This window comes from Dehalogenimonas sp. NIT-SK1 (genome assembly GCF_055384165.1).
In genome coordinates this window covers 702,871-722,047 of the sequence record NZ_AP042352.1, presented here as the reverse complement: position 1 = coordinate 722,047, position 19,177 = coordinate 702,871, and the positions used below count along the sequence as shown (strand labels likewise).

Sequence of the window (19,177 nt, the reverse complement as noted above, 5' to 3'; positions counted from 1 at the left end):
TTGGCTCTGGAGGTTAAAATTATCCCTTGTATATCGCCAGGACCGCTGCCGTGCTTGCGACGTGTTTACCAACCTTGGATTGCCGACAGAGTTTTGAGCTAATTAAAAGTGTTCTGAATCTGTCCTTTAGAAGTGTTTTGCATCATTACAGCCCTAATGTTGCACTTCCCCTTCGTAAGTCATCGTGCGGATTACGAATGCCCAGAGGCCGGATTCCCGTTCCAGAAATAAAATTTTTCAAAATATTATAAGGAGTTATTAGGATACCTGTATACAAGCTAACCGTTTCCGTTCAAACTGATGCTCTTTCTCATTGGCGGTCCACAATCACTTCCCGAGTGTTAGTCAAGAGTAATTGCTGAATCTGATCTAACACTGGGACTAAAAAGGTAATCATTGTGCTATTAGTTGATTTAATTTCAAAGCGATAGTAGTATCGGTATTATAATGGTCTGTTATTAAATAAAGAGAGGCGCTACGTTAGTATGACCATTTTAAGCCCCAATTCTCTATTCCACTTCACCCCATCAATGGATAATTTATTAGGAATATTCAAAAATACATTTTATCCGAGATATTGCTATGAAAAATTTGATTTATTCGACCAATGGACTGATATAACTATTAGACCATACCATGAATTTCATAATGGTGCTCATGCTATGGTTTGCTTTTGTGACATTCCTTTGTCTCAAGTTGATAAGCATATCAAAACGTATGGAAGCTATGGTATAGGTTTGTCAAAACAATGGGGTATTAGAAAGGGACTGAATCCAGTAGTTTATTTCAACAAAAATTCACACTTTGCAGAAAAGTTTGATAGCGTTTTCTGTGACGGTATTTTGAAGAATGACCCAACATCTCATGATTTCTATGAATTAGTGAAATACGTTAAACCATATAAAGGGAAACTCTACCGTGATGGTAAACCTACCAAACAAGACGTTCGTTTCTATGACGAAAGAGAGTGGCGATATGTGCCTTCAGAGGCCCTTTTAAATAAAAACAACCTTTTGGGTCTTATTGATAATGGTCAACTTAGGAATTCTGAATTTGTTGTAAAAGCTCAACAAAAATTGGAGCACACTAAATTTAGTTTGAGTTTCGAACCCGATGATGTGAAATATGTAATTCTTAAAGAAGAGAGCGAAATAACTCAAATGGTTACTGCTTTACGAAATATTAAGGGCAGAAAGCCATATAGTCCAGAAGTAATTGATATGTTGACTTCACGAATAATTACGACTGAGCAAATTCGAGCGGATTTCTGATTTCTTTCTCTTCAAAGTTATTTTTACATCATCTCTCCTTCCCCCACTGTAAACAATCCATAATTGTTAGATTTAGCCACGCAACTGTTTTATTTTAGGTAGACTATTGACAGACTCTATTTATTATGTAGAATTGACCGGTATGAAAGGCTACGTTGGGCCAATTTGGTTTTGTGGATTTGCTACTGGGGTTTTCTTATGTAGCGCTTTAGCTTCAGACTACCCTATAATGTCGTGGCTATTAGTGGCGTTTTTTGTTTTATTAACAAGGCAGACTGTCAAACAATCTAACGATGACAAAAATGAGCAAAAATAATATTCAAGCATGGTAATTGAATGGAAGATTCAAGTACAAAAAACAGTAAAACCAGTTCATTCAGGCAAATAATCGTCTTTTTAGTTATTATTATTATCGGTATATTGATTGGGACCTATATAGGTCATTCCTGGTTTACCTTTTACATTGGTCTGATATTTGGATATAGTATCAAATCAATAAAAGACAATTAACACAAACTTCAATTTCACTAAAAAACCTGTTTTTGATAATAAGCAAAGAGCCTTGATCAATAATGACTGATACCACAAGTCTTTAATCAACACCATCTGCTATTTTGGCACTCAGTACACCTGGCTATTTAATGAATTCGTTTAATAGCTTAAAGATTGATTGCCACTCAGTTAATCGGATTATATAATTTAAGCGGTATAATTAATTGTTGGGAGAAAGCTGGTTAACGAATAACAGGAGGAATAATTCATATGGATCCGCAAGTTGAAATTAGGCTTATTGATTTAGTAGAAAAGATTACTGATGGGCAATTATCTATAGTAACCTATAATCCTGAGGAGTATATTAAAAAATATGTGTATTATTTCGATACAATTTATCACCAACTTAAAAAAACTGTAAAGGGTGATATTAACGAGCGCATAAAAGGTGTTGAACTTTAACGGAATAGCTCTGATATCTAATACCTATTACAGGAGGCTGAATATAATGTCCTTCAAGTGCACATATTTTTATCAAAGCAAGAATGGAGAAAGTAAAACCGTAATTCCTCTTGATGCTAATGTTTTCCCTAGAATGTTTGACACCATTAACTTCCTTGATAATGACGAAATTAAAAAGTACATGGTCTATAAAATACGCAGTCATTACGAGGACGGGCAAGACATTCAGATTATTACAGTCACTGATATTCCAAGTCGGTAATCTTTATTATTAACGTAACAAGCGTTTTAGACGTTTCTCAGTGCCATAGAATGCTTTACACGAATTCTGTTTTAAAAAAAATTAACATAGTCTTGTTAACTCTAAATTTTTCTTATTTTCTTTGAATTACGTGGCAGTAAGACATTTGCAAACTATATATATATGTATATATAATATAGACATCATCCCTGGTGGCTACGGCCATCAGCCCCCTCGGGGTTGCGGCCCCGAGGGTTTTTTTTATTAAAATGAGAAATGTAACTTTTTTAGTCGATGGTTTCAACTTATATCATTCGATAGAATATGTTGGCAGATATGCTAACAACGGATGCTATAAATGGTTAGACTTATGGTCTCTTTGCGCATCATATCTTTCTAGTTTCAGGGGAAACAGTCAAATCAAAGAGGTTTACTATTTTACAGCATTTGCTACACATTTAAATCGTCTAGACACAGTGTTCCGTCATAAGAATTATATAAAATGCTTAATTGATACCGGAGTAACGCCCATATATGGGCGATTTAAAAGAAAAGATATCACTTGCCCTATATGTCACCGGAAATTTATACGTCACGAAGAAAAAGAGACCGATGTAAGTATTGCCGTGAAGCTTATGGAATTATTGTGTTCCAATTCCCCCGATAACAGTTACGATTGTGACGTTATCGTTATTATTTCCGGTGATACTGATATTGCACCAGCCGTTCGTACAGCTTTGAAAATTGTCCCTAACGCTGATATTTGGTTCGCTTTTCCTCCTGGAAGGAAAAATAAAGAATTAGCCGAAATTACAGGTAAATCAATCGATATTAAAGGCAAAGCGTTAGCACAGCATCAGTTACCCAATCCGTATATCCATTTAAAAGCCTCATGTTATCCACCAGTCTGAATTTGCGGTGTTCTTCCATAACATATTCACTGGTTAATGTTGATACATAACGGCATGTCACAGTCAGAGTCAAATGACCAAGTAGCGGCGGGGCTTAAATACCGCAGGCGGGCGATTCCCGCGGCAGGTTAAAACAGCGTCATAGTAGCACCGACTTCCATGTTCCCGGTGACCTTAAACGTGATCTCACTTCTGTGTACCAAATCCTCTGTCAATTTTAACCGGTTTATTTTCCTATAAACACCCTTTTTGTAACATCTCCCCCTTGCGCCAAGTTCAGCTTTTATGCTATCATGTGTTCTGTTTTATATACACCTGCGTAGAAGATTATATGATTGTGTTTTGTTTTTACCGTAAACGAATAGCCCAAAATGGTGTTTTCAATCGTGAATAATGGAGTCGTTTCCTTCGTTTCAAGCAAAAAACTATTATTTATCCGTTAAGAAAAATCCTTTAGCGGTACCCTTGCACACCGTGAACCTTAAACTGACTGATGACGGCTGTAAATTACAGGCAAATCGCTTTAATTTGCGCGGTGTGTTGTGTTATACTTCATCTTTGATAAAAGATAAAGAGGAAATAAATTGGAAAAACAGGACAAAATCAACGTCATTGAAGCTTTTAAGCGCCATGACACCGACACCGGCTCTGCCGAGGTGCAGATAGCCATTCTTTCAGCCCGCATTGTGCAGCTCACTTCGCACATGGCGGCCAACAAAAGTGACTCTCACACCAAGTGCAACCTGCTCAGGCTGGTAGGTCAGCGCAGGCGTATGCTTGCCTATCTACGCAAAGAAGACGCCGCCCGCTACCAGTCTCTCATTGCCAAGCTCGGTCTGCGCAAATAGCTTCAGTCCGGCATTAAGACTGAACACAACCCTGAAATATTAAGGAGAGTCCATTGGTAGATATAAAAACATTTGAACGCACCGTAGGCGGGCGTAAACTCATCATTGAAAACGGAAAATTGGGCTGGCAGGCCAACGGCGCCGTCACCGTCCGCTACGGCGACACGGTTGCCCTGGTTACTGCCGTTATTGCCAAAGAGCCGCGTCCGGGAGTTGACTTCCTGCCCCTGACTATTGACGTTGAGGAAAGGATGTACGCGGCCGGCCGTGTACCGGGTGGCTTTATCCGCCGTGAAGGAAGGCCTTCGGAAAACGCTACCCTGGCCTGCCGCCTGGCCGATCGCCCCCTCCGCCCCCTGCTGCCCAAGAGCTGGCGGCGGGAAATCCAGATAATTGTCACCATTCTGTCCGCGGACCAGGAAAATGACCCCGATATTCTCGGTGTCATCGGCGCTTCCTGCGCCCTGGGCATCTCGGAAATGCCTTTTGAGGGACCGCTTTCGGCGGTTCATGTAGGCTATATTGATGGTGAATTTGTCATCAATCCCACCCATTCACAGCTGGCCGACAGCAAGTTTGACATCGTAGTGGCCAGCACCTCCAAGGCGGTTACCATGCTGGAAGCCGGCGCCAATGAAGCCCCGGAAGACCTGGTGCTGGAAGCCATCCGCTTTGGCCACCAGGCTAACCAGGAAATCATCGCCCTGCAGCAGGAAATAGTTGATGCCATCGGCAAGCCCAAGTGGCCGGTCGAGGCTCCGGTAATTGAAGAAGAGCTTATGAGCAGGGTGTCGTCCATAGTTGACGGCAAGCTGGCAGAGGCCTTTTACCAGGCCGACAAGTCACAGCGGCAGGAAAACCTGGAGAAGCTTAAGCTGGAACTCCAGGAAACGCTGGGTGAAGAATATGAAGTTGCCGACATCATGGCCGCCCATGATAAAAAGATCCGCCGGCTGGTGCGCTCCACCATACTGGATAAAAAAGAACGCGTCAGCGGCCGCGGCATTGAGGAAATACGCGAGTTGTCCGCCGAGGTCGGCGTACTGCCCCGCGTTCACGGCTCAGCCCTGTTTTCCCGCGGCATGACCCAGATTCTCAACATCACCACCCTGGGCTCACTGCAGATGGAACAGAAGCTGGACAATATTTCACCGGATACCTCCAAGCGCTACATCCACCACTACAATTTCCCGCCTTATTCCACCGGTGAGACCCGGCGCATCGGCACCGGCCGCCGTGAAATAGGTCACGGCGCCCTGGCTGAACGAGCATTGCTGCCGGTGGTCCCTTCAGAATCAGAGTTTCCCTACGCCATCAGGCTGGTTTCCGAGGCGGTAAGCTCCAACGGCTCCACCTCCATGGCCAGTACCTGCGCTTCCAGCCTGTCGCTGATGGACGCCGGGGTGCCCATCAAAAAAGCGGTGGCCGGCATCTCCATTGGGCTGATTACTGACGATGATGACCCTGACCGCTTCGTTACCCTGACCGACATTGAAGGGCTGGAAGACAACTACGGCGACATGGATTTCAAGATCGCCGGCACCCGGGACGGTATTACCGCCATCCAGCTGGACATCAAGCTGAAGGGAATTTCCTTCGCGGTTATTGAACAGACGCTGACCCAGGCCAAAAACGCCAGGAATGTTATCCTGGATGTCATGGATGCGGCCATCAGCCAGAGCCGTGATGAATTGTCGCCTTTCGCGCCGCGTATGTATAAACTCAAGATTGACCCCGCCAAGATCGGTACCGTTATCGGTCCCGGCGGCCGGGTTATCCGTTCCATAATTGAAGATACCGGCACCACCATCGACATTGAAGATGACGGCACCGTTGTCATCGGCGCCACTGATGGCGAATCGGCCAAGAAAGCCATATCAATCATTGAAGGGCTGACCAAGGATATAGAACCCGGTTCCGTTTACAGTGGCCGCGTCACCCGCATCATGAGCTTCGGCGCCTTCGTCGAAATATTGCCGGGCAAGGAAGGCATGGTGCACATCTCGGAACTGGCCAACCACCGCGTCGATAAAGTCGAAGACGTGCTGAAAATCGGTGAAACAGTCTCCGTCAAGGTGATTGAAATAGATTCTCAAGGCCGGATTAATCTGTCGATTCGCGCCCTGCTGCCGCCCCCCACGGAGGAAGAGCGGGAAGCCATGAGGAGCCAAGCTCCCCAGGGCGGTTTCCGCCGCTCCGGTCCCGGCGCGCCCATGAACCGCGGTGACCGGCCTCCATTCAGGCGGTAAGCGTATGGCCATCAGAGTTGCTGTTCAGGGAGCTTTAGGCCGTATGGGGCGTGAAGTGATGAAAGCGGTAAGTGAAGCCCCTGACCTGGAACTGGTCGGCGCCTGTGATTCCAAGGCCGCCGAAGCGGCTGACCCGCCGGTCGGGGTTCCCTTGAGCCCGGACCTGGAACAGCTTCTGAACACGGTCAAGCCGAATGTACTGGTTGACTTCAGCTTGGCCCAGGCGGTACCCAACACCGTTGAAACCGCCGCCAGGAATGGGGTTTCCCTGGTAATCGGCACCACCGGGCTTGATTCTGAAATCATGGAACGCATAAGGGCGCTCGCTGAGGAGCACCGCATCGGAGCTGTGATTGCCCCTAATTTCGCCCTGGGCGCTGTGGTCATGATGGAACTTTCCCGCATTGCCGCCCGCTATTTTGACTGGGCCGAGATAATTGAACTGCATCATGAAAAAAAGGCCGACGCCCCTTCGGGTACCGCCATTGCCACTGCCCGTAAAATGGCCGCGGAACGGACTTCTCCCTTCGGCAGTCTTGGCGAAGATGACCAGCACCGCAGCCGAGGACAAAAATTCGACGGCGTCACGGTACACAGCGTAAGGATGCCGGGACTGGTAGCTGACCAGGAAGTAGTTCTCGGCGCCGCCGGACAGACTTTGTCCATCAAGCATAACACCTCCAGCCGGGAATGCTTCATGCCCGGCGTACTGCTGGCTGTCAGGGAAGTTGTAAACCGCCCAGGCCAGTTCGTCTTCGGCCTGGAAAAACTGCTAAACTTCTAAGGAGGCAATTGTGAACGGTCTGAAAGTCGCCATCGTCGGGGCCACCGGGCTGGTCGGCCAGGAATTCACCAGGATACTGGCCCAGCGCAATTTCCCAATCAAGGAGCTGTCACTGCTGGCTTCGGACCGCAGCGCCGGCAAGAAGCTGGATTTCAACGGCCGGACAATCGAGGTTAAAGAAACCACCCCGGAGAGCTTCGAAGACATTGACCTGGCGCTTTTTTCCGCCGGAGCCGATATCAGCCGTCATTTTTCCCCCATAGCCGCCAAGAAAGGCGCCGTGGTTATTGACAACTCTTCGGCCTTCCGCATGGAAAACGGCGTACCGCTGGTAGTGCCGGAAGTCAATATTGATGACGCGAAAAACCACAAGGGTATCATCGCCAATCCCAACTGCTCTACCATCCAGATGGTGGTGGCTCTTAACCCGCTGCACCAATTCAATCCCATAAAGCGGGTGGTGGTCAGCACCTACCAGGCGGTTTCCGGCAGCGGCACCCCGGCTATCGAGGCCTTGACCGAGCAAAGCCACACCGTACTGGAAGGGCAGCCGGTTACACCGCACGTTTACCCGCACCAGATTGCCTTTAATCTGCTGCCGGAGATAGACATATTTTTGGACACCGGCTATACCAAGGAAGAATGGAAGATGATGGCCGAGACCCGCAAGATTATGCACCTGCCTGAGCTGGCCTTATCCGCCACCTGCGTCAGGGTACCGGTATTTGTCAGCCACAGCGAAGCGGTCAACATCGAATTTGAACACCCCATTTCCGCCGAAGACGCCCGTGCCGTGCTGGCCAAGGCCCCGGGTGTCCGGGTGCTGGATGACCCCACCATCAGCCTGTACCCCCACCCGTGGATGACCGCCGGAACAGATGAAACCTGGGTCGGGCGCATTCGGCAGGATTCATCCCATCCCAAGGGGCTGGCTATATGGGTAGTAGCCGATAACGTCAGAAAAGGCGCCGCGCTCAACGCGGTCCAGATTGCCGAAGAAATGCTGAGGCGCGGCTGGCTGGGAGGTTAGTTATGAAAGAACTGGGCAGACTGATTACCGCTATGGTTACGCCGTTTCAGGAAGACGGCAGTATTGATTTTGAACAGACCAAAAAACTGGCCAGGGGACTGGTGGCTTCAGGGTCCGACGGCATCGTGGTTGCCGGTACTACCGGTGAATCACCCACCGTCACCTGGGAGGAAGAGCATGCCCTGTTTATGGCGGTCAAGGAGGCGGTAAGCGACGGAGCCAGGGTTATCGCCGGGACCGGCTCCAACTCCACTGCTGAAGCGGTGGAAAATACTATAAAGGCGGAAAAGCTGGGCGTGGACGCCGCTTTGCTGGTGGTGCCCTATTACAATAAACCCACCCAGGAAGGCCTGTATCGCCATTTCAAGGCTGTGGCTGACGCTACCACCCTGCCCATCATTCTTTATAATGTTCCGGGCCGTACCGTGACTTCCCTGTCCGCTGATACCACCATCCGGCTGGCCGGGATACAGAACATTGTCGGCACCAAGGAAGCCTCCGGCAACCTGGGGGAAATAGCCCGCATCATTGATGAAACCCAGAAACTGCGCTCCGACTTCACCATCTGGAGCGGCAATGACTCGGATATACTGCCGATGATGGCCATCGGCGCGCACGGCGTGATCAGCGTAGGCTCGCACCTGGTCGGGCTGCAGATAAAGCAGATGATGGAAAGTTTCGTTGCCGGGCGGATGAATGAGGCGGCGGCCATCCATCGCCACCTGACGCCTATATTCAATAACCTGTTCGTGGTGGCCAACCCGATACCCATTAAATACGCCCTGAACTACCTGGGCTTTAAGGTCGGCGCGCCGCGGCTGCCGCTGACGGAACCGGATGAAAAAGCCGCGGCCGTTATCCGGGAAACTCTGAGCCATTACCAGATTGACCTGCCGCTGAACTAGCGTCAGTCTTCCCATCCTTGACCGGCGATAACAAAAAAATGCCATCAGATATAACCGATACACCGCTGCCGCTCAGTCCCGAACTGGTTAAACCAGCGGCGGCTGCCTGCGGACGTGCTTTCATTGACGACCCGACAACCGATTATTTCATACCGGACATTGACAAGCAGCCCAACCTGCCGTACTCCTTCGAGTATTACCTCAGGCTTTCTTTACTTTCAGACGGCTATGAAGCTTACGTTACCTCGCCGCAATGTGAAGGAGTAGCCATCTGGATTCGGCCGGATGCTAAAGAATCACCTTTAGCCCATCTGCGAGCCGGCTGGCCGGCTCTGCCGCTGCGCTGCGGCTGGCGCCATTTATACCGGGAGGCCGTTGCCGATACCCGGTTTGGCCGGCTGCGGCGGGAACTGGCCCCGAAACGACACATATACCTTGGATTGCTGGCTGTTGACCCGGCCCATCACGGCAAAGGCTTTGCCAGCCGACTGATAAGACCGATGCTGTCGAAGCTGGATGAAGAAGGCCTGCCGGCTTATGTGGAAACACAGAATGAGCGGAACGTGGCCATGTACGGCAAATGGGGCTTTCAACTGCTGAAAGAAGAAACGCTGGCAAACACGGACCTTAAAATGTTCCTACTGCTGCGCCGGCCGCGGATAGAAGACGCGGCACCAGGCCAACAGGAGTCTTCACCGGAATAAGCTTAGAGCAGTGATTTCAGCTCAATCGTCTGGTCTCGGACCGGACCGATGCAGACGTAAGCCGCTGGACAGCCGGACAATTCCTCCAGCCGGTTAATAAAAGACCTGGCCTCTTTAGGCAGTTTATCCAGGCGCGTTATGCCGGTGGTTTCCTGTTTCCAGCCCGGCAGCGTTTCGTAAACCGGCTTGCATTTATTAAGCAGTCCCGGTTCAGCCGGGAAGTCAGTAATAACATCACCGTTTAGTCGATAGGCGGTACAGACCTTGACCTCGTCAAAGGAGTCCAGTATATCCAGGCGGGTAACCGCCATATCAGTCATGCCGTTAATGCGGGCGCTGAAACGCGCCGCCACGCCGTCGAACCAGCCGATACGCCGCGGCCGGCCGGTGGTAGTGCCGTATTCGTGAGCCGTATCCCGAATGCGGTCGCCGTCAGCGTCAAGCAGTTCGGTGGGGAAAGGACCGGCCCCAACCCGGGAGCAATAGGCCTTGAAAACACCGAGTACCTGGTCAATCCTGGTTGGTCCAATCCCGGCACCCAGGCAGCCCCCTGCGGACAGCGGCGAAGATGAAGTGGCATAGGGATAAGTCCCGAAATCGGTATCCAGCAGCGCCCCCTGGGCGCCTTCAAGGATAACCGCTTTGCCGTCATCCACCATCTCATTTAATAAGGAGGATGTTTCCCTGATATTGGCTTTTAATTGTTCGGCATAATAACAGCACAGTTCATACAGCTTGTCGATATCAACAGGTTCTTCATCATACAGCTTGGTGAGTATCTTGTTCTTGTATTCCAGTACATACTCCAGCCGGGTGCGCAGAACGTCGGCATCCATCAGGTCCCCGGCACGGATTCCCATGCGGGCTACCTTGTCGGCAAAAGCCGGCCCGATGCCCCTCAGTGTGGTTCCCAGCGATTTTTGACCGCGGGCCGCTTCTTCCAGTCCGTCAAGCTGAAGGTGATAAGGCATCACCAGGTGCGCCCGGTCGCTGATAAAAACATTGTCAGTGCTCACGTTGCGGCTGTTGAGTTCGGTTCGCTCGCTGATGAATATCTCCGGATTCACCACCACGCCATTTCCGATAACACAAGTGCAGTCAGGATAAAAAACACCGGACGGGATCAGATGAAGCTTGAAAGTTCCGCCTGGGTTCATAACGGTATGGCCGGCATTATCGCCGCCGGAAAAGCGGACAACGGCGTCGGCGCGCTCCGCGAGCATATCAATTACCTTGCCTTTGCCTTCATCACCCCACTGGGCACCAACGATGACCGTTACTGGCATAGAAATCCCCCCAGGTTCTTATTATCTAAGAAAAGCTTATTAATATAAAAAGCAAAAAGATATTTTATCAGAACGCGCTGTCAGTGTCATTTACCTTCCAGCTGACGATAGGCGCCGAACAGGCGCTGAATCACGGTGATGTAACTCATAACGCAAATAATCAGCAGCGCCGCGACCAGCCAACCGGTAACCAGGCCGGCGGCCAGGACAATTATTCTCTCCGGGCGGGTAAATACGCCTTCTTTTCCTTCAATTCCGGACGCCTCGGATCGCGCCCGCAGATAACTGACTATAAGCGCTCCGGCCATGGTCATACCAACCAGCATTATAAGCAAGGCGCTATTTTCCGGCACGAAATAAACCATGATACCGATAAAAAGAGCCGCCTCGGACAATCGATCCAGTGTTGCGTCCAGGATCGCGCCGAACCGGGTTACCTTTCCGGTAGCCCTGGCCAGCGCGCCATCGAGCATATCAAAAAACCCGGCGAAAAGCACCACCAGGCCGCCGGCCAGCAGTTCTCCGGTACTTATAATAAAGGCGGCGCTGAGAGTAATAAGAAAACCGATTACGGTAACCGCGTTGGGACTAAGGCCGCTGCGGGCCATCAGCCCGGTTAACCCGCTCGTCATGCCGCCGCCTATGCGGCGGCGAATATCGTTTAAAGTCAAAAATGCTTATTCCTGTCCTAAACTACCAGCAGTTCCTTGTATTCTGTGTGGTTCTGCGGTGGCAAAGATTTGCCGTTGCTCGCCAATACCTGCAGGTAGTATTCTTCGACTCGCCGGGCTACTTTTTCCCAACTGTAATTCTGCACGGTAACCAGCCCCTGCCGGCCCAGTTTCTCCCTGAGCACCGGTTCATCAATCAAACGCTCCAGAGCCTTGGCCAGGTCAGCCGCGTTTTTCTTTTTCACCAGGAGTCCTTCCTGTTCATGGGTCAGCACACTGGCATAACCGGAAATATTGGAAGCTACCACCGGCTTGCCCAGGGCCATCGCCTCGAGCAGGATAATACCGAAGCTTTCCGCCCCGGTAGCCGGTGCGCAGAAGATGTCAGCGGTCTGGTAATAACGCGGCAGATCTTCATAGCTCACGTCGCTTATAAACACCACATTCTTTTCCAGGCGGGCGTTGCGGACTTTCTGTTCGTATTTGGACCTCAGGCGTGTCCCAGGCCCGACAATGATCAGCCGGGTGTTCGGGTGTTTCTTGTGCACTTTTTTATAAGCGTCAATAAGATAGTTGAGTCCCTTGCGTTTTTCCAGGCGACCGACGAATAAAATATTGATTTTACCGTCCTTATATTGGGGCATCGGCTCGACCTGAGGATTATAATGGGTAAGGTCTATACCGTTGGGAATAATGGTGTAATCAGCTTTTACATACTTGGAATGATAGTCTCTGGAAGCGGAGGATACAGCGATATGTCCGTGCAGCTTTTTTGCCCTTCTGCGCAGCAGCCAGCGGCTGATAGGCCAGCCGAAATTATATCCCGGCTTGCCCTCCGCGGCGTGGAAAGTACCAATATTAACGGTTTTGGAGTAGCGTAGAATGGCCGAGCAAAGCATGATCATGAAAGGCTCATGCAAATGAATAACGTCAAACTGTTCTTTTGCCAGTACGCCTTTTATTTTATTAGCCAACCGAACGGATATGGTGATACGGGCCACTGAACCGGAAGCCGGCATCGGCCGCGGAGTACCAATATGCACAAACCGGTCGCCAAAGGAGGTGACCGGTTTGGAAGCCGGGGCGATAATAACCACACGGTGCCCCATCGCGGTCAGCTGACGCTCAAGGGCCGTTACATGATTAGCTACGCCGCCGTGATAGGCGAAATCATATGGCGCTACCAGTGCTATTCTCACCAGCCGCTTCTCCCGTCTTTACCATTGTTGTTTATCGTTGGTGTCAACAAGCCTCTTTATTTTCGGATTTCTTGCTCTTCTTAAGCTCGGCTACGCTTTCAGAAATGAATTTCTCAGTGGCTTCGTGCGCGTAAGAATCAGAATACTGCTCCGGCGGGGATTTCATAAAATATGATGACGGGGCGAATAACGCTCCGCTCATTCCTCGCTCCATGGCCAATTTAGCGCAGCGGACTCCGTCGATGACAACACCGGCTGAATTCGGGCTGTCCCAGACTTCGAGTTTGCATTCCAGGTTCAGCGGCACATTACCAAAAGTAGTGCCCTCCATCCGAATGTGGCAGAACTTGCGGTCTTCCAACCAGGGTACATAGTCCGAAGGACCAACATGAATATCACCGGGGTTCATCTTGTAGTCAAGCTGCGAAGAAACGGCGTTGGTCTTGGAGATCTTTTTGCTTTCCAGGCGTTCGCGTTCCAGCATGTTCATAAAATCGGTATTACCGCCGAAGTTGAGTTGATAGGTTCGTTCCAGGCGGACACCGCGTTCCCGGAACAGGTGGGTCAGCACCCGATGTACGATGGTAGCGCCGACCTGGCTCTTGATATCGTCGCCGATAATGGGCAGGCCCTTGTTGATGAACCGGTCCTGCCAGTATTTTTCCCGGGCGATAAATACCGGTATGCAGTTTATGAAAGCGCAACCGGCCTCTAAAACCTGCTCCACATACCATTTAGTGGCTTCTTCACTGCCAACCGGCAGGTAATTGATAACCACGTCAACTTTTCTTTCCTTGAGAATCCCGACAATATCAGAGGTCGGACCGGGGGCTTTTTCGATTATCTGGGACAGGTATTTACCCAGGCCGTCATGAGTCATGCCCCGCTCAACTTTAACCCCGGACATGGGGACATCAGTGAATTTGTAAGTATTATTAGGAGCGGTAAAAATAGCCTCGGAAAGATCCTTGCCAACCTTATTCTTATCCACGTCAAAAGCGGCGACAAATTCGATATCACTTACGTGATAGCCGCCCAGATTAACATGCATAAGACCAGGTACGAATTCATTCTCCTTAGCCTTACGATAATAATGGACTCCCTGAACAAAAGACGAGGCACAGTTTCCCACGCCTATAATGGCGACATTAATTTTACCCAAGATTTTTCAGAACTCCTTTCTAATAATAACCCGTTAATAATAGCAGAAAAAGACCGGCCAGAGCACTTTTTTTAAAAACAGCGCAATACCTCAAAAAATGACCCAGCTGAATTCGGATGTAAAGAAACGACCTCACCGGTTAGCCCGGAAAAGTGCAATCAGCCTATACGGAAAACTTTGGTGCCGCAGGTAGGACACACGCCCTGTGTCGCCGGTTTGCCGTTTTTTAAGGTAACCTTCTTGGCATCCTTGATTTCTTTTTTGGCGCGGCATTTAACGCAGTAAGCTTCCATTTTTCCATTCCCCTCTGGTTTGTCATTCCAGCCCCATATCATTATGCATTGGCGCTGTATTGTCAAGCTATTTCTAAGCTGTCAGTCAGAAATATTTAACTGTCAGCAGTGCTCCAATCTCAGGCTGACAGTAAACTTTCTATAAGGTATAATCACAGTGCTTATGTCTTGTCAGGTATATTATCGCAAATGGCGGCCTCAAAGCCTCGCGGAGGTGGTCGGCCAGAAACCAATAACTGACACCCTGCTGTCGGCTCTTCGGCAGCAACGGGTGGCTCAGGCGTATCTGTTTTGCGGCCCGCGTGGTACCGGCAAAACATCCACCGGACGAATTTTAGCCAAAGCCATCAACTGCCTGAACAATAATGGCACCGGTGAACCCTGCAATACCTGTGAGATGTGCCGGGCTATAACTGAAAACGGGGCAATGGATGTTATTGAAATAGACGCCGCCTCCAATACCGGCGTTGATGATATCCGGGATCTCAAGGAACGGGTAAATTACTCGCCGGCCCAAGCCCGCTTTAAAATCTACATCATTGATGAAGTCCACATGCTTTCCACCAGCGCTTCCAATGCCCTGCTGAAAACGCTTGAAGAACCGCCCCCGCAAGTAATATTCATACTGGCTACCACAGAGCTGCACAAGATACTGCCCACCATTATGTCGCGTTGCCAGCGTTTTGATTTTCGCCGCCTTTCAACCGCTGATATCGCTGATAAGCTTTCGGATATCGCCAAGGCCGAGGGTGTTACCATAGACAGCGACGGTATTACCCTGCTGGCTCGTTCCTCCGGCGGCAGTTTGCGGGATGCCGAAAATCTGCTGCAGCAGGTAGCTACCGTATATGATGGCCGTATAAACCTGAAACAAGTTCGGGAAAGCCTGGGGCTTACCGGAGACGACAGGTCTGCCCTGTTGGTTAAGTATATTACAGGAGCAGATACCACAGCCGGCATGAAATTGCTTTCCGAAGTGGCCGCTGACGGCGTTGACCTCAAGCAGTTCAACCGGGAATTAATTGAAAAGCTACGGCAATTGCTGATGGTTAAAGCAGGGTCCATCAGCTCACTGGGACTGACAACTGAGGAACTGGCTGAAGCTGAAACATCAGCCGCCAGCACTACCACAGAGTATATCCTTGGGGCGCTGAAGAATTTTACCGACTTACTGAGCAATACCGACATGAGCAGTCCGCTGGCTATGGAAATGGCTTTTATTAACACTACAATAAAACCGCTGTCAACGCCGTCTCAGCCGCGGGATTTCACTCCTCGCCACTCACCCAGCGTTGATTCGGCCTCCGGAAAACCAGCCGGCAATAAAGTCGGCAAACCATCCCGGCTTCAACCTCATGTCCAGGTTGAATCGGTGAATAAGCCCGAACCAGTTACCGAAGCGCCGCAGGCGGCACCCCGGGAAAAGACAGCTGTATCGCCGCCGGAAACCGGGCGGGGCGCGGATGAAAAAATGACCACCGATGGGCCAGTGGAAAACCTGGAACAGCTGGTTGACTGCTGGCCACAGATACTGAGCGGCTCACCGCCGCAGTTGCGGCGATCCCCGGCACTGGCAATACTGCGTAGCGCCGGGGTAAGACCGGTAGCTTTTGAAAACGGAGTGTTGACCCTTTCATTCAAATTCCCAATCCATATGAACAAGATAAACGAACCCGACAATAAAAGGGTTACCACGGAAATCCTGACAGCCTGCCTGGGTACGCCATGCCAGGTCAGCTGTATTTATGAACAACCCAGCAATCATCTAGTAAAAGAAGCGCAGAAGCACGGCGCTGAGATAATAAATGTGGAGGATAAATGGACTTCTCAAAAATGAAACAGGCTATGGAAATGAAATCACAGCTGTCCAAAATCCAGAAAGAACTGGACAAGATCATCGTCGAGGCGGAGAAAGGGCCGGTTAAAGTAACCGCCAACGGCCAGCAGAAGATACTTTCTATCACTATTGATCCTGATGCCATGAAACCGGAAAAAACACGGCAACTCGAGGACAATATCATCAAGGCTATCAATGAGGCTGCGGAAAAAGCTAAAAAAACCGCCAGCAAACAGATGGCCGGTATGATGGGCGGCGGCGACATGAATTTTCCCGGTTTAACTTAGACTATGAAAGAAGCCCCAAAATCCACCGCCGCGGCGGTCAACCGCCTCACCGAGGTCTTGGGTCGTTTGCCGGGTATCGGCCCTAAAAGTGCTCAAAGGCTTTCATACCATATTTTGAAAGCCAGCGAAGCCCAGGTAAAGGACCTGGCTGAAGCGTTGATCGGGGTAAAAGAAAAAACCCATCTGTGCCGCGTATGCTGGAATATTGCCGATGGAGATACATGCGCGATATGCGGTAATCCCGAGAGAGATCAAAGCCGTATCTGTGTAGTTGAACAACCTCAGGATATGTTGACCATCGAACATACCGGAATTTTTACCGGGTCCTATCACGTTCTTCATGGCGCCATATCGCCGGGAGAAGGGATCGGCACTGATGATATACGCGTCGCTGAATTGATGACTCGCCTGGAAGACGGCCTGGTGAATGAAGTGGTGCTGGCTACCAATGCCAATGTGGAAGGGGAAACAACGGCTATGTACCTGCAGCGTCTGATAAAGCCACTGGGCGTCAAAATTACCCGCCTGGCACGTGGCCTGCCTTTCGGCAGCGAAATTGAATATGCAGATGACGTCACCCTTTCCAGGGCAATGGAACATCGGGAGGAATTTTAATAACCCATGAAGACGCCCGGACGGAGGAATCGCCTTATAAGCCCGCTCCAGTCCAGGGTTCTAAACAGCTAATCTGAACAGGCAATCAGCTGATATGACCTACAACAATGATGTCACAAACCCCATCACCTACGATGATTTTAACAAAATCGATATTCGGGCAGGTCGTGTAATCAGGGCGGAGTCTTTTCCTCAAGCCCATAAACCAGCCATAAAACTCTGGCTGGACCTGGGCACGCTGGGGATCAAACAGTCCAGCGCTCAAATAACGCGACGTTATAAACACCAGGACCTGGTCGGACGTCAACTTCTGGCGGTAGTCAATCTCCCGCCCCGACAAATAGCGGATTTTATATCAGAGGTATTGGTTCTCGGCGTTGTTAACGGTAAAAATGATGTGATACTGGTTACCCCTGACCAGACAGCTGACCCTGGAGCCAGAATGCTATGAGCGAACGCGACTCGATCATAAAGGATTTAAAAAGCCTTGGTAATGATTCCAATGTAGCCGGCATGGCAAGATTCGGTATCAACACCGTAAACACGTTGGGTATTTCAATGCCGGTTCTGCGGCAAATGGCCAAAGCCCACCGTAAAAAGCACGGGCTGGCACATGAATTATGGAAGAGCGGTATACATGAAGCCCGGATCTTGGCCTGCCTTATAGACGACCCCAGGCGGGTTACTCAATCGCAAATGGACAGATGGACAACGGATTTTGACTCGTGGGACATCTGCGATCAGGTATGCTCCAACCTGTGGGAAAAAACATCTTTTGCTTATGATAAGGCCTTGGAATGGAGCTGCCGCGATGAAGAATTTGTGAAACGCGCTGGATTTGTATTAATGGCTCGTCTGGCTGTGGGCAAAAAAGATATTCCGGAGCATAAATTGGCGGAATTACTGCCGGAGATTATCCGCGGTTCGACAGACGGACGCAATTTTGTTAAAAAGGCAGTCAACTGGGCTTTGAGACAAATCGGTAAAAAATCAACCTATTTGCACAGTCTGGCCATAAACACCGCCGGGGAAATCAGCGCCCTATCCCATCCGGCGGCCAGGTGGATAGCCGCCGATGCTCTGAGGGAACTCAAAAACCCGATGGTTATTGAACGGCTGCACCGAACTAAAACCCGGGAAATTACGCATGCCTTCCGCCCGTGAAATAAAAACACCAGCTTTTGTCATCCGCCGGGCGCGCTTGAAAGACGCAGACCGGGTTATTACCTTGTTTACCCAGGAGATGGGTAAGGTAGCCGCGGTAGCTAAGGGGGTACGCAAATCAAGCAGCAAACTGGCCGGTCACCTGGAAATACTGAACTATACCAACCTGACTATGGCTCGCGGCAAAGGCATGCATACTATCATCGGCAGCCAGACAATTAATCCTTACCTGGGTATCCGTGAATCCCTGGAACGCACTTCATATGCCCTTTATTTTTCCGAACTGGTTTATCTGTTCACCGCGGAAGAGCAGGCAAATACGCAAATTTTTGATTTGCTGACGGAAAGCCTGGCCGAGGCGGATAAAACCGAGGATCTGGAATTATTGTCCCGTTATTTTGAAATACGCCTCTTGAAGGCTTTGGGCTACCAGCCGCAGCTGCATACATGCATCAACTGCAATTCAGAACTAAGGGCTGTTACCAACCATTTCTGCCTCAGTATGGGCGGCACCCTGTGTTCGCAGTGCGCTTCAGGGAGCGGAGTGTATCCGCTTTCAGTTAACGCACTAAAAGTAATGCGTTTTTTGTCATCCAGCCGCTTCAGCGCTACGGGAAGACTGAAACTGGACCAGACACTTAACCGGGAAATCAGGCAGCTACTCTTCCACTACATGCGCTTCCTGCTGGAAAAAGATATCAGAAGCAGCGCATGGCTTAACCAGGTAGAGATAACGCTGCCGGCGGAAACCAACTGAAGGTTCACG

20 protein-coding genes are annotated in these 19,177 nt (G+C 49.8%); 15 read left to right on the top strand and 5 right to left on the bottom strand.

Annotation, left to right across the window (positions count from 1 at the left end; translation table 11 throughout):
* Positions 1–485 precede the first annotated feature (485 nt).
* The 9 genes from ACZ48S_RS03805 (at position 486) to ACZ48S_RS03765 (ending at position 9,897) form a co-directional block, all read left to right on the top strand.
* Positions 486–1,271: an abortive infection system antitoxin AbiGi family protein gene (locus ACZ48S_RS03805; protein WP_464214240.1), complete on the top strand. Its 786-nt coding sequence runs from the start codon at positions 486–488 to the stop codon at positions 1,269–1,271.
* Between the two features lie 762 nt (positions 1,272–2,033).
* Complete coding sequence (locus ACZ48S_RS03800) at positions 2,034–2,225, top strand: hypothetical protein (protein WP_464214238.1); 192 nt, start codon at positions 2,034–2,036, stop codon at positions 2,223–2,225.
* A gap of 510 nt (positions 2,226–2,735) precedes the next feature.
* A complete protein-coding gene (locus ACZ48S_RS03795) occupies positions 2,736–3,377 on the top strand; it encodes an NYN domain-containing protein (protein ID WP_464214236.1) in 642 nt (213 codons plus the stop codon).
* Between the two features lie 584 nt (positions 3,378–3,961).
* Positions 3,962–4,225: a 30S ribosomal protein S15 gene (gene rpsO, locus ACZ48S_RS03790; RefSeq protein ID WP_464214234.1), complete on the top strand. Its 264-nt coding sequence runs from the start codon at positions 3,962–3,964 to the stop codon at positions 4,223–4,225.
* 53 nt (positions 4,226–4,278) lie between these two features.
* Positions 4,279–6,474, top strand: coding sequence for a polyribonucleotide nucleotidyltransferase (locus ACZ48S_RS03785; protein ID WP_464214232.1), 2,196 nt, complete (start codon positions 4,279–4,281; stop codon positions 6,472–6,474).
* A gap of 4 nt (positions 6,475–6,478) precedes the next feature.
* Entirely contained in the window at positions 6,479–7,258 is a 780-nt protein-coding gene (dapB, locus tag ACZ48S_RS03780) for a 4-hydroxy-tetrahydrodipicolinate reductase (protein WP_464214230.1), read from the top strand.
* A 10-nt stretch (positions 7,259–7,268) separates the two neighbouring features.
* Positions 7,269–8,288, top strand: coding sequence for an aspartate-semialdehyde dehydrogenase (locus tag ACZ48S_RS03775; protein ID WP_464214228.1), 1,020 nt, complete (start codon positions 7,269–7,271; stop codon positions 8,286–8,288).
* Between the two features lie 2 nt (positions 8,289–8,290).
* Positions 8,291–9,193: a 4-hydroxy-tetrahydrodipicolinate synthase gene (dapA, locus tag ACZ48S_RS03770; protein WP_464214226.1), complete on the top strand. Its 903-nt coding sequence runs from the start codon at positions 8,291–8,293 to the stop codon at positions 9,191–9,193.
* Between the two features lie 38 nt (positions 9,194–9,231).
* Positions 9,232–9,897 (top strand): GNAT family N-acetyltransferase, encoded by a 666-nt coding sequence (locus ACZ48S_RS03765; protein WP_464214224.1) that lies wholly within the window; start codon positions 9,232–9,234, stop codon positions 9,895–9,897.
* Positions 9,898–9,899: 2 nt separating this feature from the next.
* Here the strand turns inward: ACZ48S_RS03765 and ACZ48S_RS03760 are convergent, their stop codons facing one another.
* From ACZ48S_RS03760 to ACZ48S_RS03740, 5 genes are all read right to left on the bottom strand, one after another.
* Positions 9,900–11,183 carry an adenylosuccinate synthase gene (locus ACZ48S_RS03760; RefSeq protein WP_464214222.1) on the bottom strand — a complete coding sequence of 428 codons (1,284 nt, stop codon included), beginning with the start codon at positions 11,181–11,183 and terminating at the stop codon, positions 9,900–9,902.
* Positions 11,184–11,269: 86 nt separating this feature from the next.
* Entirely contained in the window at positions 11,270–11,854 is a 585-nt protein-coding gene (locus tag ACZ48S_RS03755) for a CDP-alcohol phosphatidyltransferase family protein (protein WP_464214220.1), read from the bottom strand.
* 17 nt (positions 11,855–11,871) lie between these two features.
* Positions 11,872–13,053, bottom strand: coding sequence for a glycosyltransferase family 4 protein (locus tag ACZ48S_RS03750; protein ID WP_464214217.1), 1,182 nt, complete (start codon positions 13,051–13,053; stop codon positions 11,872–11,874).
* Between the two features lie 43 nt (positions 13,054–13,096).
* Positions 13,097–14,215 carry an inositol-3-phosphate synthase gene (locus ACZ48S_RS03745; protein WP_464214215.1) on the bottom strand — a complete coding sequence of 373 codons (1,119 nt, stop codon included), beginning with the start codon at positions 14,213–14,215 and terminating at the stop codon, positions 13,097–13,099.
* Positions 14,216–14,373: 158 nt separating this feature from the next.
* Positions 14,374–14,508: a DUF5679 domain-containing protein gene (locus ACZ48S_RS03740; RefSeq protein ID WP_464214213.1), complete on the bottom strand. Its 135-nt coding sequence runs from the start codon at positions 14,506–14,508 to the stop codon at positions 14,374–14,376.
* A 163-nt stretch (positions 14,509–14,671) separates the two neighbouring features.
* Here ACZ48S_RS03740 and dnaX point away from each other — a divergent pair, with 163 nt between their 5' ends.
* The 6 genes from dnaX to recO all read left to right on the top strand — a co-directional run bounded on the left by dnaX (position 14,672) and on the right by recO (position 19,168).
* The gene (dnaX, locus tag ACZ48S_RS03735) at positions 14,672–16,345 is read left to right on the top strand and encodes a DNA polymerase III subunit gamma/tau (RefSeq protein ID WP_464214211.1); all 1,674 of its coding nucleotides are present in this window, start codon (positions 14,672–14,674) and stop codon (positions 16,343–16,345) included.
* Positions 16,327–16,632 (top strand): YbaB/EbfC family nucleoid-associated protein, encoded by a 306-nt coding sequence (locus tag ACZ48S_RS03730; protein WP_464214209.1) that lies wholly within the window; start codon positions 16,327–16,329, stop codon positions 16,630–16,632. Before dnaX ends, ACZ48S_RS03730 begins: the two co-directional genes overlap by 19 nt.
* Positions 16,633–16,635: 3 nt before the next feature.
* On the top strand, positions 16,636–17,247 hold the full coding sequence (gene recR, locus ACZ48S_RS03725) for a recombination mediator RecR (RefSeq protein WP_464214207.1): 612 nt from the start codon (positions 16,636–16,638) through the stop codon (positions 17,245–17,247).
* 94 nt (positions 17,248–17,341) lie between these two features.
* Positions 17,342–17,698, top strand: a complete 357-nt coding sequence (locus ACZ48S_RS03720; protein WP_464214205.1) for a tRNA-binding protein — start codon at positions 17,342–17,344, stop codon at positions 17,696–17,698.
* On the top strand, positions 17,695–18,411 hold the full coding sequence (locus ACZ48S_RS03715; protein WP_464214203.1) for a DNA alkylation repair protein: 717 nt from the start codon (positions 17,695–17,697) through the stop codon (positions 18,409–18,411). Before ACZ48S_RS03720 ends, ACZ48S_RS03715 begins: the two co-directional genes overlap by 4 nt.
* A complete protein-coding gene (gene recO / locus ACZ48S_RS03710; protein ID WP_464214201.1) occupies positions 18,395–19,168 on the top strand; it encodes a DNA repair protein RecO in 774 nt (257 codons plus the stop codon). The genes ACZ48S_RS03715 and recO overlap by 17 nt, the downstream gene beginning before the upstream one ends.
* Positions 19,169–19,177 lie beyond the last annotated feature (9 nt).

Excerpts from the sequence above, each read along its gene's own strand:
- ACZ48S_RS03730 (WP_464214209.1), top strand. The coding sequence starts at position 16,327 with ATGGACTTCTCAAAAATGAAACAGGCTATGGAAATGAAATCACAGCTG.
- dapA (WP_464214226.1), top strand. The coding sequence starts at position 8,291 with ATGAAAGAACTGGGCAGACTGATTACCGCTATGGTTACGCCGTTTCAG.
- ACZ48S_RS03800 (WP_464214238.1), top strand. The coding sequence starts at position 2,034 with ATGGATCCGCAAGTTGAAATTAGGCTTATTGATTTAGTAGAAAAGATT.
- ACZ48S_RS03805 (WP_464214240.1), top strand. The coding sequence starts at position 486 with ATGACCATTTTAAGCCCCAATTCTCTATTCCACTTCACCCCATCAATG.
- ACZ48S_RS03740 (WP_464214213.1), bottom strand. The coding sequence starts at position 14,508 with ATGGAAGCTTACTGCGTTAAATGCCGCGCCAAAAAAGAAATCAAGGAT.
- ACZ48S_RS03715 (WP_464214203.1), top strand. The coding sequence starts at position 17,695 with ATGAGCGAACGCGACTCGATCATAAAGGATTTAAAAAGCCTTGGTAAT.
- recR (WP_464214207.1), top strand. The coding sequence starts at position 16,636 with ATGAAAGAAGCCCCAAAATCCACCGCCGCGGCGGTCAACCGCCTCACC.
- ACZ48S_RS03765 (WP_464214224.1), top strand. The coding sequence starts at position 9,232 with ATGCCATCAGATATAACCGATACACCGCTGCCGCTCAGTCCCGAACTG.
- ACZ48S_RS03760 (WP_464214222.1), bottom strand. The coding sequence starts at position 11,183 with ATGCCAGTAACGGTCATCGTTGGTGCCCAGTGGGGTGATGAAGGCAAA.
- ACZ48S_RS03795 (WP_464214236.1), top strand. The coding sequence starts at position 2,736 with ATGAGAAATGTAACTTTTTTAGTCGATGGTTTCAACTTATATCATTCG.
- recO (WP_464214201.1), top strand. The coding sequence starts at position 18,395 with ATGCCTTCCGCCCGTGAAATAAAAACACCAGCTTTTGTCATCCGCCGG.
- ACZ48S_RS03720 (WP_464214205.1), top strand. The coding sequence starts at position 17,342 with ATGACCTACAACAATGATGTCACAAACCCCATCACCTACGATGATTTT.
- dapB (WP_464214230.1), top strand. The coding sequence starts at position 6,479 with ATGGCCATCAGAGTTGCTGTTCAGGGAGCTTTAGGCCGTATGGGGCGT.
- dnaX (WP_464214211.1), top strand. The coding sequence starts at position 14,672 with ATGTCTTGTCAGGTATATTATCGCAAATGGCGGCCTCAAAGCCTCGCG.